At 69.0% G+C, this 13345-nt stretch carries 14 protein-coding genes; 9 read left to right on the forward strand and 5 right to left on the reverse strand.

Annotation, left to right across the window (positions count from 1 at the left end; genetic code table 11):
* Positions 1–397: 397 nt before the first annotated feature.
* The 3 genes from ACXJ1Y_RS05230 to ACXJ1Y_RS05240 all read right to left on the reverse strand — a co-directional run bounded on the left by ACXJ1Y_RS05230 (position 398) and on the right by ACXJ1Y_RS05240 (position 1464).
* Positions 398–631 carry a hypothetical protein gene (locus tag ACXJ1Y_RS05230; protein ID WP_463849076.1) on the reverse strand — a complete coding sequence of 78 codons (234 nt, stop codon included), beginning with the start codon at positions 629–631 and terminating at the stop codon, positions 398–400.
* Positions 632–699: 68 nt separating this feature from the next.
* On the reverse strand, positions 700–984 hold the full coding sequence (locus tag ACXJ1Y_RS05235; protein ID WP_463849077.1) for a hypothetical protein: 285 nt from the start codon (positions 982–984) through the stop codon (positions 700–702).
* 309 nt (positions 985–1293) lie between these two features.
* Positions 1294–1464 carry a hypothetical protein gene (locus ACXJ1Y_RS05240; RefSeq protein ID WP_463849078.1) on the reverse strand — a complete coding sequence of 57 codons (171 nt, stop codon included), beginning with the start codon at positions 1462–1464 and terminating at the stop codon, positions 1294–1296.
* A gap of 119 nt (positions 1465–1583) precedes the next feature.
* On the opposite strand from ACXJ1Y_RS05240, the gene ACXJ1Y_RS05245 reads away from it, so the two are divergent.
* Genes ACXJ1Y_RS05245 through ACXJ1Y_RS05260 form a run of 4 tightly spaced genes read left to right on the forward strand, consistent with a single transcriptional unit; the run spans position 1584 to position 2564 of the window.
* Positions 1584–1820 carry a hypothetical protein gene (locus ACXJ1Y_RS05245; protein ID WP_463847193.1) on the forward strand — a complete coding sequence of 79 codons (237 nt, stop codon included), beginning with the start codon at positions 1584–1586 and terminating at the stop codon, positions 1818–1820.
* A complete protein-coding gene (locus ACXJ1Y_RS05250; RefSeq protein WP_463847192.1) occupies positions 1817–2032 on the forward strand; it encodes a hypothetical protein in 216 nt (71 codons plus the stop codon). The genes ACXJ1Y_RS05245 and ACXJ1Y_RS05250 overlap by 4 nt, the downstream gene beginning before the upstream one ends.
* Positions 2029–2403 carry a hypothetical protein gene (locus ACXJ1Y_RS05255; RefSeq protein WP_463849079.1) on the forward strand — a complete coding sequence of 125 codons (375 nt, stop codon included), beginning with the start codon at positions 2029–2031 and terminating at the stop codon, positions 2401–2403. The genes ACXJ1Y_RS05250 and ACXJ1Y_RS05255 overlap by 4 nt, the downstream gene beginning before the upstream one ends.
* Positions 2394–2564, forward strand: a complete 171-nt coding sequence (locus tag ACXJ1Y_RS05260) for a hypothetical protein (protein WP_463849080.1) — start codon at positions 2394–2396, stop codon at positions 2562–2564. The genes ACXJ1Y_RS05255 and ACXJ1Y_RS05260 overlap by 10 nt, the downstream gene beginning before the upstream one ends.
* A 117-nt stretch (positions 2565–2681) precedes the next feature.
* Here the strand turns inward: ACXJ1Y_RS05260 and ACXJ1Y_RS05265 are convergent, their stop codons facing one another.
* Positions 2682–4016 carry a glycosyltransferase gene (locus tag ACXJ1Y_RS05265; RefSeq protein WP_463849081.1) on the reverse strand — a complete coding sequence of 445 codons (1335 nt, stop codon included), beginning with the start codon at positions 4014–4016 and terminating at the stop codon, positions 2682–2684.
* 165 nt (positions 4017–4181) lie between these two features.
* On the opposite strand from ACXJ1Y_RS05265, the gene ACXJ1Y_RS05270 reads away from it, so the two are divergent.
* The 5 genes from ACXJ1Y_RS05270 (at position 4182) to ACXJ1Y_RS05290 (ending at position 11897) form a co-directional block, all read left to right on the forward strand.
* Positions 4182–4985 carry a transporter substrate-binding domain-containing protein gene (locus tag ACXJ1Y_RS05270; protein ID WP_463850041.1) on the forward strand — a complete coding sequence of 268 codons (804 nt, stop codon included), beginning with the start codon at positions 4182–4184 and terminating at the stop codon, positions 4983–4985.
* Between the two features lie 164 nt (positions 4986–5149).
* Entirely contained in the window at positions 5150–6838 is a 1689-nt protein-coding gene (locus tag ACXJ1Y_RS05275) for a methyl-accepting chemotaxis protein (protein ID WP_463849082.1), read from the forward strand.
* 85 nt (positions 6839–6923) lie between these two features.
* Entirely contained in the window at positions 6924–7808 is an 885-nt protein-coding gene (locus ACXJ1Y_RS05280) for a LysR substrate-binding domain-containing protein (RefSeq protein WP_463849083.1), read from the forward strand.
* 145 nt (positions 7809–7953) lie between these two features.
* On the forward strand, positions 7954–9642 hold the full coding sequence (locus ACXJ1Y_RS05285; protein ID WP_463849084.1) for a thiamine pyrophosphate-binding protein: 1689 nt from the start codon (positions 7954–7956) through the stop codon (positions 9640–9642).
* Positions 9643–9914: 272 nt separating this feature from the next.
* Complete coding sequence (locus ACXJ1Y_RS05290; RefSeq protein ID WP_463849085.1) at positions 9915–11897, forward strand: acyl CoA:acetate/3-ketoacid CoA transferase; 1983 nt, start codon at positions 9915–9917, stop codon at positions 11895–11897.
* Here ACXJ1Y_RS05290 and ACXJ1Y_RS05295 read toward each other — a convergent pair.
* Complete coding sequence (locus ACXJ1Y_RS05295) at positions 11894–13222, reverse strand: Nramp family divalent metal transporter (protein WP_463849086.1); 1329 nt, start codon at positions 13220–13222, stop codon at positions 11894–11896. The genes ACXJ1Y_RS05290 and ACXJ1Y_RS05295 overlap by 4 nt on opposite strands.
* Between the last annotated feature and the right edge of the window lie 123 nt (positions 13223–13345).

A 13345-nucleotide genomic window follows, 5' to 3' on the forward strand; every position in this document is an offset into this window, starting at 1 on the left:
TCCTCTCCTCGCTGCACATTTCTGTGCATGCAACGAATTGGGTATCTCAAATTTTTGACCGGTGGCAAGTAGTGGGCGTCTATGCCTCAAAACTGTATCAAAAATACCATACTGATTTCAGTGTTGTAAGATATCTTGGCAACAACGTGGATAACTCGTCATGTGCTTGTGCTACCAACTAATGCAGCCAGATCTAAAATATTCTGATATACCAATGTAGTTTTTATAGATATCGATTGTCTCAGGTAGCCCTTCAAATCAAAGTACTTGGCCAAAACTACCTCGACCGCACCCGCTGCCCCTCGCCGTTCTCCGCGAGGAAGATCGCGCCGGCTACTTCACACCCAGTGAGATATTGTGCCCTACAAACTCACAGTCTGAGTGCGCTCGGTCCCAATCAGAGGTCAGGCACTTCGGCGTCAAGCCAATCCGCTGCGGCCTTCAGCGTCCCGAACTTGTGCGTCTCGGCAGTGAACGGGGCTGGGTAGGGTGGGCTCTCGGTCAGCGTCTCGACCACCCAGTCGCCCTCGTAGCCATCCTTGGACACTTCACGAACGAGGCTGCCGACTACTTCGCCGTCGAGGAGGAGATCGAAGCTGCCCGGGGCAAGCCGTTGAAGGGTGTATGTCATCGGGTTTCCAGCATAGATGCTACGCCGAGCGGCATCAGCTAAGCCAGTCCGTAAAATCGTGAAGGCAGCTAGCCAACGGTCACGGCGCCATCGATTTGATTGATGGAAACGACTCGCGGACCACGAACTTCCGGATCTCGCTGCTCCCATTCGGAAAGAGCAATATTCGCAGCTTCAATCAGCTCACCCGGTGAACCCTTGCCAACCTGCGGTCGGATCGCCTCTACGAGACGTGTCAGGGCAATCTGTTCTTCGCGGTATGGGATAGGCATCGTCGCGGTCCGGCAGAACGCCGCATAGACATTCTCGGCAACTACCCGAGCAAGCCGGTCTGCATCTGGCGTTTCGTTCATTTCAGGAAGGCCTCCGTCCTCAGGTGCTTCATGAGGAACATCGGTTTGCGCCTTCAGGATCCTCGCGGTGCCGCACGTAGCCCTAGCCGTTACGTCAGTCGCGGGGTGAGACGCACACCTACCACACCTCCCAAAGATGCCCGCCGGCCAACACGAGGACTATGAGGGTTACGACGGAGAGACCGATCTGCTTAGCTGATGCGGACATGCCGTAGGCACGGCGCTGACTGGCCCGAGACTTGAAGGCTACGATCTTCGGATCCGATAGGTGCCGAGTTAGGCTGTCGGGTAGCCTGCGCTTCGTGCGCCTCATTTTAGGTAGCCCTTCGCCTTCAGATGCTCGGTGAGGAGCTTCTCCAAGAAGCTGGACACCGACCGCGTGTCATCCTTCGCAGCCTTCTCAACCGCCGCCTTCACAACAGGCGGCAGCCGGAACGATACCGGCAGCGTCTTAAGGGTATCGACAGGCGGGCGGCCCATGGCGTCCATTAAATGTAGTTGACAGATAATCCAACTACATTTAATCACAAAGGCAGGCCGAGCGGAAGCGGGAACTTCCACAGCGGCCCTAACCACCAACCGCACCGGGAGTGCTGTTCATGGCTATTCACCACCTTACACCGCCCATTCGCGGCGGTGAACGCCTGCGCTTGCCTTCCGCACAGACTGGACCGGTCACGCAGGCCATCCGCGCGATGCGGACGCCAAGTTGGCATCTGCATGCTGACTACATCGGCGAGTTGCGCCGCCGGATCGCCGAGCGGATCAAAGCCGACATCGCCCTGCTCGACGCGCTCGATGCGCAGCGCCTCTCCGACAACGGGAGGTGCGCATGAAGCCGCATCCCGCGCATTCGATCCTGAGTGGCATGGAGAACGACTTGCTCGCCATCCGCCGCTGGGCAGCCGTGCTAGATCACCTTGGTTGCAGTCCGCACGCCGTTCAGCCGGAGGAACTCTATGTTCTGGCCGGTGCGATCCGGAACCTCGGGCTCAGCCTCGAAGGCGATTGGAAGGACGCGACGGACGCGCTGAGGCGCGAGCAATGAACGCCTTTGATCGTCGCGGCTTTCTCCGCAGCCTCGTCTCGCTCCCGCTGATCGGCGGTGGCGTGACACTCATTGGCGCCCCGTCTGCCGTGGCGGAGCCGGTCACGCCTCGCCTACTGCGCGAGTATCACGACTGGCTCATGTTCGAACGCAGTAGCCTTATCCGGGAGATGGAGGCGGGCAACCCGACGCGCTTTGGGCCGGACTGCGCTCTCGGCAGTGCCTACCGCTGGCATCGCGCACACGGCGAGCTTCGCCCAGACAGTGAGGGGCGGATGATGGGCGACGGCGTGTCGTTTCCATCAACACGCGCCGCGCTCGTACTGAGCACGGTCGGCTGCGATTGGCGGGAGGGCACGCTATGCGTGTGATCTATTCCATGCTGGCGCTTTGGCAGGTCCGCCTCGCGCGCTGGGATCTGCACCGCTCCGACATGCTGCTCTACCACTCAGAGATGGCCTTCGCCCGATCCCGATGGCGGGTGGATCTCGCCAATGATCTCGCCCGGCGGGCAGGGTTCGCGCACCGGTAGCGCTATAATCGAGAACAGCATCCACGCCCGCCCAGCAATCGACCAAGAAGGTTAGGCAGGCGTGGAGGTCAACCGAAGTCGACTGCCTGACCATACGCTCCGATGCGCCGGCAATCGCTAACCTATGCAACTGCGCCGCACGAACGTCGCTCGCGCATCCAGTGCGAGCGGTAGACTCCACGAGCTTTCACGGAAGCTTATTGGACAGGCGTTGCACCTAGCTTGCGCAGCAAAGGACATCGCCTTTGAAATAATTGAGTTTTTTGAAGACGCCTGCTTGCCTTTGGTGCCGCCGAGGGGCACGGGCAGGTCGAGGGCGCAGAGCGACGGGTTCAGCACGTCGAACAGGCCGGCATATTCGGCGGCGAAGAACTTGGGCAGGATCCCGTCGTCGTGGTCGTCGATGACGAGCCGGCCCTGGAGGCAGGCGGTCGACGGGGGCTCGGCCGCGAGGATCGCCGCCGCCTTGCGCAGCTGGTCGGGCTCCGGCACGTCCTCGGCATCGTAGACGACGAGGAGGCTTCCCCGGGCCAGCGGCAGGGCGACGTTCAGGGCGCGCGGCTTGGTGCGCGGCCAGCCCGGCGGCACGGTGAGCACCTCGAACCGGGCGGGGAAGGGGATTCTGGCCAGGGCACGGGCAGTCTCGTCGTCGTCGGCCTCGATCAGCAGTTTGATGTCGAGCTTGGCCACCGGATAATCGAGGGCGGCGAGCGCCTTCACGAGCCGGCCCACCACCCGGCCTTCCCGGTAGAGGGGCACGAGGACTGTATAGACCGGCAGCCTCGCGTCGGGCAGCGGCGCCGCCGCGACCCCCGGCGGATCGAGGAGCGGCGCGGCGAGGCGGAAGGCCGTCAGCGCCAGGACCAGCCCCTGCACGCCGAGCGTCAGGACGAGCGCCAGCAGGGGCGGGGCAGCGGCGTAGAGGCAGGCCAAGGCCGCGAGGCACAGGGCGATCGCGAGGAGCGCTGGCCCGGCGGCCGGGCCGAGCGGGCGGTGCCCCAGGGCCTCGGCGGCGACCACCCCCGGCATCGCCGCGAACACCGCCTCGCGCAGGTGCCCCGGCGCGGTGAGGGCGAGGCCGCTCTTGGGGATGCGCCCGGCGAGCAGATCCGCGATGGCGGATCCGCGCGGGGCGATCACGGCCTCGGCGCAGGCGCCCGGCGCCAGGGGCGCGCGGCCGGCGACGAGGCAATCGGGATGGCGCAACCCCGCCCCGAACGGGATCGGCCCGTCGAGGAACGGGACGCCGAGGGCGCGGGCGAGCGCCCGGTAATAGGAGGCCTCGTCGATCAGGCCGGCATGGAGCAGGGCGGTGGCCGCGTCGGTCCCGGCCCGCCGCGCCGCCTCGGCCGCGCGGGCGAGCAGGCGCCCCTCCACGCCCTGGATCAGGAGGAAGGCGATCTCCGGCGGGAGGCCGGTGGTCGCAGCGATCGGTTGCCCCTGGACCGTCACCGCAGGTTCCGCTCCCGCAGCGGGCTCGAGCCGTGCTAGGGGAGGGCGGTGAGCCCTCCGCCCCGTCCCCGCTCCATGAGGAGCATTCCGCCTCTCCCACGGTCAAGCTCGGGCCGGCGATGGGCTGTGGGCGCCGCCCTGTGGCTCGCCCTCGCGGCCCCGGCGATGGCGGCCGCCCCCGCAGGGCAGGGCACCGTGCCCGCCGTGGCGGTGCCGGATTTCTGGAATCCGCGCAGCCGGGGCGAGCGCGTCGAGGCGCCCCAGACCGGCCGGGCCGTGCGCTTCCTGACCGACGACGAGTTCCCGCCGCTCCATTTCGCGGGGCCGGACGGCACCCCGACCGGCTTCGTCGTGGAACTCGCCCGGGCGGTCTGCGAGAAGCTCGCCGTCCCCTGCACGGTACAGGCCCGCCGGTTCGATACGCTGCTCGATTCCCTCGAATCCAAGCAGGGCGACGTGGTCGCCGCCGCGATCCCCCTCACCGCCGGCCTGCGGCGCAAGTTCCTGGCGACGCGGCCGTATTTCCGCTGGCCGGCGCGCTTCGCCGCGCGGACCGACCGGGGCCTGCCGGAGCCCTCGCCGGCCCATCTCGACGGCCGCAGCGTCGGGGTGATCGGCGGCAGCGCCCACGCGGCCTATCTCGCCACCTTCTTCCCCAAGGCGAAGCCCCGCGACTTCACCGATCTCGCCGCCGCCGAGGGCGCGCTGAAGCGCGGCGAGGTCGATTACCTGTTCGCGGACGGGCTCAACCTCGCGCTCTATGTCGGCGGGCAGGAGGCCGAGACCTGCTGCGCCCTGATCGGCGGCGATTACCTGGAGAACCGGTTCTTCGGGGAGGGGATCGGCCTCGTCACCCGGCAGGAGGACGCCGCCCTCGCCCGGGCCCTCGACGACGCCCTGCAACGGGTCTGGGACGACGGCAAATATACGGAATTGTACCTGCGGTTCTTTCCGATCAGCCCATTTTGAGCCGATTTCAGTGGAGGTGCTCCAAAATGGATGGTTTGCATCCTCGACTTCCCTGACGCCAACCGCATCGGCACTTTGGAAATCAGCATAACTTATTGAATCGCGGACAAGATGGCGACCGGTGACAACATTCATCGTCTCGGCTTAACGAAAGCTTGTCCGCAATGCGCGCCCTGTCCGACATCAAGATCACCACAAAATTGGCTGTTGCCTTCGTCTCGCTGTCGGCGGTCACGGTCGGTGTCGGCGCCCTCGGCTACACCCGCATGTCGGCCATCGAGACGAACATCCACTGGACGGACCACACCTATCAGGTGCTCGCGGGCCTCGAGGGGATCTCCGCCGCGATGGTCAACCAGGAGACCGGCCTGCGCGGCTACCTCATCGGCGGCGATCCGAAGTTCCTGGAGCCGTACCGGGCGGGGCAGATGGCGTTCCAGCAGAGCTTCGACAAGGTGAGGGACCTGACCTCGGACAACCCGGCGCAGCAGGAGCGCCTCGGGCAGGTCAGGCGCGCCGCCCAGACCTGGGTGAGCGAGATCGCGAACAAGGAGATCACGCTGGTCGAGAGCGGCGCCCTGGACAAGGCCCGCGCCGTCGAGGCAAGCGGGGCGGGCAAGGTCTCCATGGATGCCCTGCGCGCCCAGACGAACGAGATGGCGAGCGTCGAGCGCGACCTCCTCGTCCGCCGCGCCGCGGACCAGCAGCGCGCCTTCGAGGCGGGCTATTTCACGTCGGTCGCGGGCGGCCTCGCGAGCATCGTCATCGCCGTCCTCCTCTCGGTCTTCGTCTTCCTGCAGCTGGCGCGTCCGCTGGGGCGGCTCGTCGCGGTGCTGCAGCGCATGGCCAAGGGCGAAATCGACGCGCAGATCGCCGAGGCCAAGCGCGGCGACGAGATCGGCGCCGTCGGTAAGGCGGTCGAGGGCATCAAGGCGATGGTCGCCCGCAAGGCGTTGGAAGAGGCCGAAATGAAGCGCCTCGCCGACGAGGCCGCCGCCCGCGAGCGCAAGCGCACCATGGTCGAGCTGGCGGACGGGTTCGAAGCCGCTGTTGGCGGCATCGTCGGCATGGTCTCCTCCTCGGCCACCGAGTTGCAGGCCACCGCCCAGCAGATGAGCTCGGCCGCCGCCGAGACCGCCGCGCAATCCACCACCGTCGCCGCCGCCGCCGAGGAAGCGGCGTCGAACGTCGGCACCGTCGCGGCGGCGGCGGAGGAGCTCGGCACCTCCGTACAGGAGATCGGCCGGCAGGTGCACGGCTCGGCGACGCTGGCCCAGGCCGCCGTGGGCGAGGCCGACCAGACCGCCGCCCTGGTCCAGGCCCTGCGCCAGACCTCGGCGCGGATTGGCGACATGGTCGGGCTGATCTCGAACATCGCTTCGCAGACCAACCTGCTAGCGCTCAACGCCACCATCGAGGCCGCCCGCGCGGGCGAGGCGGGGCGCGGCTTCGCCGTGGTCGCGGCGGAGGTGAAGGAACTGGCCAACCAGACCGCCAAGGCCACCGACGAGATCGGCAGCCAGATCGGCGAGATCCAGGGTGTGACGGATCAGGCGGTGTCGGCGATCAGCGCGATCACGGGGCGGATCCGCGAGATCGACAGCGTGGCGACGTCCATCGCGGCGGCGGTGGAACAGCAGGGGGCGGCGACGCAGGAGATCGTGCGCAACGTGGCCCAGGCCTCGACGGGCACCTCGGAGGTGACGAGCAACATCGTGGGCGTGGCCCGCGCGTCCGAGGATACCGGCGCGGCGGCGCAGCAGGTCCTGTCGGCGTCCGGCGAATTGTCCCGCCAGTCCGAGCACCTGACGGCCGAGGTGGCGCGCTTCCTCAACACCGTCCGCGCGGCTTGATTTCATCCGCGTCCCTGCCCGACAAGCGTCCCCGCCCACGGGCGGGGACGGCACTCGCGACGTCGGGGGGAAGGACAGCCCTGCGATGTTCCGTTTCGACCTCGTGGATCTCGGCCTGTTCCGGCACGTGGTGGAGGCCGGCTCGATCACCCATGGGGCGCAGCGCGCCCATCTCGCCCTCGCCGCCGCCTCGGCGCGGATCCGGGCGATGGAGGACAGCCTGGGCACCACCCTCCTCACCCGGGGCCGGCAGGGGGTGAGCCCCACGGCGGCGGGGCGGGCGCTGCTCGGCCACGCCCGCGCGATCCTCGCCGGCACCGAGCGGTTGCGGGAGGAGATGGCGGCCTATTCCGGCGGCGCCGCCGGGCAGATCCGGGTGGTGGCCAACACCCACGCGCTGATCGAATTCCTGCCGGCCCCCCTCGCGGATTTCCTCGCCTCGCATCCGGGCATCGCCGTCGAGATCGAGGAGCGCACCTCGGACGAGATCGTCGGGCTGGTGGCCGAGGGCGCGGCGGATTTCGGGCTCCTCTCCGGCACGGTCGACACGGGAGGGCTCGCGACCTTCCCGTTCCGGGAGGACCGCTTCGTCCTCGTGGCGGCGCGGGGCGACCCGCTGGCCGCCCGCGCGGAGGTCGCCCTGGCCGACGTACTGGAGCGCGACCTCGTGGGCCTCGACCGGCGCAGCGCGATCAGCCGCTTCCTGGTGGAGAAGGCGGCCCGGGCCGGGCGGCCGATGCGCCTGCGGGCGCAATTGCGCGGCTTCGATGCCGTGTGCCGCCTCGTGGAGGCGCGGGTCGGCCTCGCGATCCTGCCCGAGAGCACGGCGCTGCGGGCGGCGCGGAGCCTCGCCCTGGCGGTGGTGCCCCTCTCCGACCCCTGGGCGCGCCGAGACCTGACCCTGTGCCTGCGCGACCGCGACGCCCTGCCGCCCTTCGTGCGCGACCTCATCGACACGCTGCGCGCGTGAGACGGGGTGTCCAGAGGGCCAAGCCCTCTGGCGGGTGCAGGGCAGGGCCCTGCGCTCCCCAGGGGCGCCGCCCCTGGACCCCGCCAAAGGGCTTGGCCCTTTGGGAACCACGGACTAGCCTCGGGCCGGCTTTGGGGAACCCACGATGACCGTCACCACCGTCGAGGCCGCCGGGCGGCGCAGGGGCGCGGAACTGCTGGTGGAGGTGCTGCGCTCGGAGGGGGTGCGCTACATCTTCGGCAATCCCGGCACGACCGAATTGCCGCTCATCGACGCCCTCACCGAGGCGCCGGACGTCGCCTACGTGCTCGCCCTGCAGGAGGCCACCGCCGTCGCCATGGCGGACGGCTACGCGCAGGGGGCGCGGCGCCCGGCCTTCCTCAACCTCCACACGGCGGGCGGCCTCGGCCACGGCATGGGCAGCCTCGTGAACTCGCAGGTCTCGGGCACGCCGCTCGTCGTCACCGCCGGCCAGCAGGACCTGCGCCACGCGCTCACCGACCCGCTCCTCATGGGCGACCTCGTCGCCATCGCCGACCCGGTGATGAAATGGGCCCGCGAGGTCACGAGCCCGGACCAGATCCCGATCCTCCTGCGCCGGGCCTTCCACGATTGCGCCGCCGCGCCCTCGGGGCCCGTCTTCCTCTCCCTGCCCATGGACGTGATGGACGCGCTCACCGACGTCCCGGCCGGCGAGACCTCCACCATCGACCAGCGCGCCGTGGCGGGCTCCCTCGACCGGCTGGCGGAGAAGCTCGCCGCCGTGGCGCCGGGGCGCCTCGCGCTCATCGCGGGCGACGAGATCGATTCCTCCGACGCCGCCGCGCAGACCGTGGCGCTCGCCGACCTGCTCGCCGCGCCGGTCTACGGCTCGTCCTGGCCCGCCCACATCCCGTTCCCCACGAGCCACCCCCTCTGGGCCGGCAACCTGCCGACCCGGGCGGATTCCATCGCGGCGATCCTCGGGCGCTACGATGCCGTCTTCGCGCTGGGCGGCAAGTCGCTCATCACCGTGCTCTACTCGGAGGGTTCGGCGGTGCCGCCGGGCACCGCCGTGTTCCAGCTTTCGGCCGACGTGCGCGACCTCGGCCGCACCTACGCCACCGCCCTCTCCACGGTGGGCGACATCCGCGCCTCGCTGGACGCGCTGCTGCCCCTCCTCGCCCCCCGCCTCGCCGACCGGGCGGAGGCGTTCGCCACGCTGCGCGAGCAGGCGGTGGCCGCGCAGGCCGAGCGCCGCCGGAGGCTCCACGCGGCCGCCGACGCCGCCTTCGAGGATCCGGTGATCGATCCCCTGGCGGCGGCCCGCGAGGTCGCCCGCGCGGTCGGCGCGCAGACCCCGATCATCGACGAGGCGCCCGCGACGCTCACCCACCTGCGCACCTTCCTCGACAGCCCCTCCGTGCACCAATACGCGGCGATGCGCGGGGGCGTGCTGGGCTGGGGGATGCCGGCGGCGGTGGGCTTCTCCCTCGGGATCGACCGGGCGCCGGTGGTCTGCGTGGTGGGCGACGGGGCGGCGATGTATTCGCCCCAGGCCCTCTGGACCGCCGCGCACGAGAAGCTGCCCGTCACCTTCGTCGTGATCAACAACGCCGAGTACAACATCCTCAAGAACTTCATGAAGGGCCAGTCGCACTACGCCTCGGCGCGGGCGAACCGCTTCATCGCCATGGACCTCACCGACCCGCGCATCGACTTCCCGGCGCTCGCCGCCTCCATGGGCGTGCCGGCGCGGCGCGTCACCCGCGCCGCCGACATCGCGCCCGCCATCGAGGCCGGCATCGCCTCGGGCCGAGCGAACCTCGTGGAGGTCGTGGTGCGGGCGGGGTGACGGTTCGCGCCCCGGCTCCGCAATTTTTATGATGGCGCGTCGAAGAGTTTTTCAGCGGCGCATCGGGGCGGAATAGGTGTATTGTCGGGGCAATAGGCCCCGGTTTCGTGCAACGCGAAAAACAACGGTGCGCTGCAACGACGATTGCATTCGGAATGCAGTCATTCGCGCGGCGGATTCTTACAAGGCGCCGCGCGGCCTCACGACGACACGTCCGGCGGACGGGGACCACCCCGCCGACCGACCGGATGTCAGGGAGGATCGGCAGGCCCATGAGGAAGAACAAGGTCATCTCCGCGGACGAGGCCATCGCCCTGGTCCGCGTGAACGATGTCGTGACCACCACGGGCTTCGTGCAGAGCTGCATCCCGGAGGCGCTGCATGCCGCCCTGGAGAAGCGCTTCGTCGAGACCGGCTCGCCCCGGGGCCTGACCCTGATCATGACGGCCGGCGCGGGCGACAGCAAAGGCCTGGGCACCGGGCGGCTGCACCATCCGGGGCTGCTCTCGCGGGTGATCGCCGCCAATTTCGGGCGGATGCCGAAGGTGGCCAAGGCCGCGCAGGACAACCTGATCCGCGGCTACAACCTGCCCCAGGGGGTGATCTCGCAGCTCTACCGGGCCTGCGCCGCCGGCCAGCCGGGCCTGTTCTCGAAGGTGGGCCTGCAGACCTACGTCGATCCCCGCCACGGCGGCGCGAAGGTCAACGACCTGACGACCGAGGACATCGTCAAGCTCGTGGAGGTCGATGGCGAGGAATGGCTGTTCTACACGGCCACCAAGATCGACGTGGCCTTCATCCGCGCCACCTCGGCGGACCCGTCGGGCAACCTCTCCTACGAGAAGGAGGCGCTGACGCTGGATTGCCTCGCCCAGGCGATGGCGGCGCGCAACAACGGCGGCATCGTCATCGCGCAGGTCGAGCGCATCGTCGATGACGGCTACCTGCTGCCGAAGGACGTGCGGGTGCCGGGCATCCTCGTGGATTGCGTCGTGGTCGCCGAGCCCGAGATGCACCGGATGAACTACGGCGTCATGCACGACGCCGCGCTGGCCGGGGAGATCCGCGTGCCGGTCACGGGCATCAAGCGCATGCCGCTGAACGAGCGCAAGATCATCGCCCGCCGGGCCGCCTTCGAACTGCCGCCGAACGGCGTCGTGAACCTCGGCGTCGGCGCGCCGGAGGGCATCTCGTCGGTGGCGAACGAGGAGAAGGTCACCCCCTACATCACCCTCACCACCGAGGCGGGGGCGGTGGGCGGCGTCCTCGCCTCGGGGTCGAGCTTCGGCGCGGCCACGAACGCCGACTGCATCATCGACCAGAACCAGATGTTCGACTTCTACGACGGCGGCGGCCTCGACATGACCTGCCTCGGCATGGCCGAGTGCGATGAAGCCGGCAACGTCAACACGTCGAAGTTCGGCGGCAAGCTGAACGGCTGCGGCGGCTTCATCAACATCTCGCAGAACGCCCGCACCGTGGTCTTCGCGGGCACCTTCACCGCCGGCGGGCTGGAGATCGCCGTCGAGGACGGGCACTTGCGCATCGTCACCGAGGGCCGGGCGCGCAAGTTCGTGACGGCGGTGCAGCAGAACACCTTCTCCGGCCCCTACGCCGTGCAGCGCTCGCAACCGGTGCTCTACGTGACGGAACGCTGCGTCTTCCAACTGACGGCGGAGGGCCTGGAACTGATCGAGGTGGCGCCGGGCATCGACATCGCGCGTGACATCCTCGCCCACATGGATTTCGCCCCCGTGGTGCGCAGCCCCGTGCCGATGGACCCGCGCATCTTCCGCGAGGAGCCGATGGAGCTGATCTCCGACCTGCTCAACCTCGATCTCAAGTCGCGGGTGAGCTACGACGGCGAGCGCAACATCCTCTTCGTCAACCTGGAAGGCTGGTACTGCCGGGTGAAGGGCGACATGGACGAGTTGCGCCTCACCATCGTGGAGGCGTGCCGGAAGGCGGGCCAGCGGGTGAACGCGGTGATCAACCACGACGGGTTCCGCCTGAACGACAACCTCGTCGACGATTACGCCGGGATGATCCAGTATCTCCAGGCGAACTACTACGCGACCACCACCCGCTACGCGACGAGCGCCTTCCTGCGCCTGAAGATGGAGGAGGCCCTGACGAAGCGCGGGGTGGCGCCGCACGTCTTCGAGCGGAAGGAGGAGGCGCAGGCCTTCGTCAGCAGCACGGAGGACCGGAAGGCCCGCAAGCGGATCTCCCCCGCCATCGCCTCGGCGGCTTAATCCCCCAACCCCGGCACCGGCACCCCGAACGCCTGGGCCAGCAGCACCACGTTCAGCGCCAGCACCACCGCCGCCCCGGCGGTGGCGGCGGCCCTGGTCCAGGGTCCGTTGGCGAAGGTGCCCATCACGCTGGTCCGGCTCGTGAACACCACGAGGGCGATCATCGGCACCGGCAGGGCCAGCGACAGCACCACCTGGCTCAGCACCAGCGCCCGCGTCGGATCGACCCCCGCCGCGACCACGGCGAAGGCCGGGGCCATGGTGACGAGGCGGCGGACGAGGAGGGGAATCCGCCAGCCGGTGAAGCCCTGCATCACCATCTGCCCGGCCATCGTGCCCACCACCGAGGACGACACGCCCGAGGCGATGAGCGAGACGAGGAAGGCCCCCGCCGCCGCCGGGCCGAGCAGCGGCGTCAGCGTCTTGTACGCCTCCTGGATCTCGGCCACCTCGCTGTGGCCGGCATGGAAGGCCGAGGCCGCCATGATCACCATCGCCATGTTGACGAGGCCCGCCAGCGCCAGGGCGATCAGCACCTCCCGGTCGGAGAAGCGCACGAGGAGACGGCGGTCGGCCTCGTTGCGCGGGGCGCCGCGCCCCTGGGTCAGGCCGGAATGCAGGAACAGGGCATGGGGCATCACCGTGGCGCCGATGATCCCGACCGCGATGGTCAGGGCCTCGGCGTCGGGGATCCTCGGCGTGACGAGCCCCTTGGCCGCCTCGCCCCAGGCGACGGGGGCGATCAGCAATTCCGCCGCGTAGCAGAGGCCGATCGTGCCGACCATCACGCCGATGACGATCTCCAGCGGCCGGAACCCCCGGTTCTCCAGCATCAGGATCGCGTAGGTGACGACCGCCGTGATCGCCATTCCCGCCATCAGCGGGATGCCGGCGAGGAGCGACAGGCCGATGGCCCCGCCCAGGAACTCCGCGAGGTCGGTCGCCATCGCCGCGATCTCGCTGACGCCCCAGGCGGCCAGCCGCCAGGGGCGGGGCATGGCCTCGCGGCAATGCTCGGCCAGATGCTTGCCGGTGACGATCCCGAGCCGGGCCGAGAGGGCCTGGAACAGCATCGCGGTCAGGTTCGCCGCCAGCACCACCCAGAGCAGGCTGTAGCCGTAGCGGGCGCCGGCCTGGATGTTCGTCGCGAAGTTGCCGGGGTCCATGTAGGCGATGGAGGCCGTCACCGCCGGCCCCGCGAAGAGCAGGAACCGGGCGCGCCCGCCCGGCCGCCCGTCGAGCACGGCGCGGATGCCGTCCTCCGTCGCACGGCTGAGGTGTCCCTCCGCCCGCCGCTCCGCCACGGCGAGATCGCCTGCCGCCATGCCCGTTCGATCCTCTTCGTATAGCATCGGCTATATAGAAAAGCCGAGGCTCGCGGCAAGGGCTTTCACCGGTCCGGCGGATTGCAACGGGCTTGGCGCTCGCTCTAAGGACGGGGTGGGGCT

It is taken from the genome of Methylobacterium sp. TK26, assembly GCF_055361565.1.

Coding starts and splice junctions, on each gene's coding strand:
- ACXJ1Y_RS05275 (WP_463849082.1), top strand. CDS start 5,150: ATGCGCGCCCTGTCCGACATCAAGATCACCACAAAATTGGCTGTTGCC.
- ACXJ1Y_RS05255 (WP_463849079.1), top strand. CDS start 2,029: ATGAACGCCTTTGATCGTCGCGGCTTTCTCCGCAGCCTCGTCTCGCTC.
- ACXJ1Y_RS05230 (WP_463849076.1), bottom strand. CDS start 631: ATGACATACACCCTTCAACGGCTTGCCCCGGGCAGCTTCGATCTCCTC.
- ACXJ1Y_RS05295 (WP_463849086.1), bottom strand. CDS start 13,222: ATGGCGGCAGGCGATCTCGCCGTGGCGGAGCGGCGGGCGGAGGGACAC.
- ACXJ1Y_RS05290 (WP_463849085.1), top strand. CDS start 9,915: ATGAGGAAGAACAAGGTCATCTCCGCGGACGAGGCCATCGCCCTGGTC.
- ACXJ1Y_RS05240 (WP_463849078.1), bottom strand. CDS start 1,464: ATGGGCCGCCCGCCTGTCGATACCCTTAAGACGCTGCCGGTATCGTTC.
- ACXJ1Y_RS05285 (WP_463849084.1), top strand. CDS start 7,954: ATGACCGTCACCACCGTCGAGGCCGCCGGGCGGCGCAGGGGCGCGGAA.
- ACXJ1Y_RS05245 (WP_463847193.1), top strand. CDS start 1,584: ATGGCTATTCACCACCTTACACCGCCCATTCGCGGCGGTGAACGCCTG.
- ACXJ1Y_RS05260 (WP_463849080.1), top strand. CDS start 2,394: ATGCGTGTGATCTATTCCATGCTGGCGCTTTGGCAGGTCCGCCTCGCG.
- ACXJ1Y_RS05235 (WP_463849077.1), bottom strand. CDS start 984: ATGAACGAAACGCCAGATGCAGACCGGCTTGCTCGGGTAGTTGCCGAG.
- ACXJ1Y_RS05270 (WP_463850041.1), top strand. CDS start 4,182: ATGGCGGCCGCCCCCGCAGGGCAGGGCACCGTGCCCGCCGTGGCGGTG.
- ACXJ1Y_RS05280 (WP_463849083.1), top strand. CDS start 6,924: ATGTTCCGTTTCGACCTCGTGGATCTCGGCCTGTTCCGGCACGTGGTG.
- ACXJ1Y_RS05250 (WP_463847192.1), top strand. CDS start 1,817: ATGAAGCCGCATCCCGCGCATTCGATCCTGAGTGGCATGGAGAACGAC.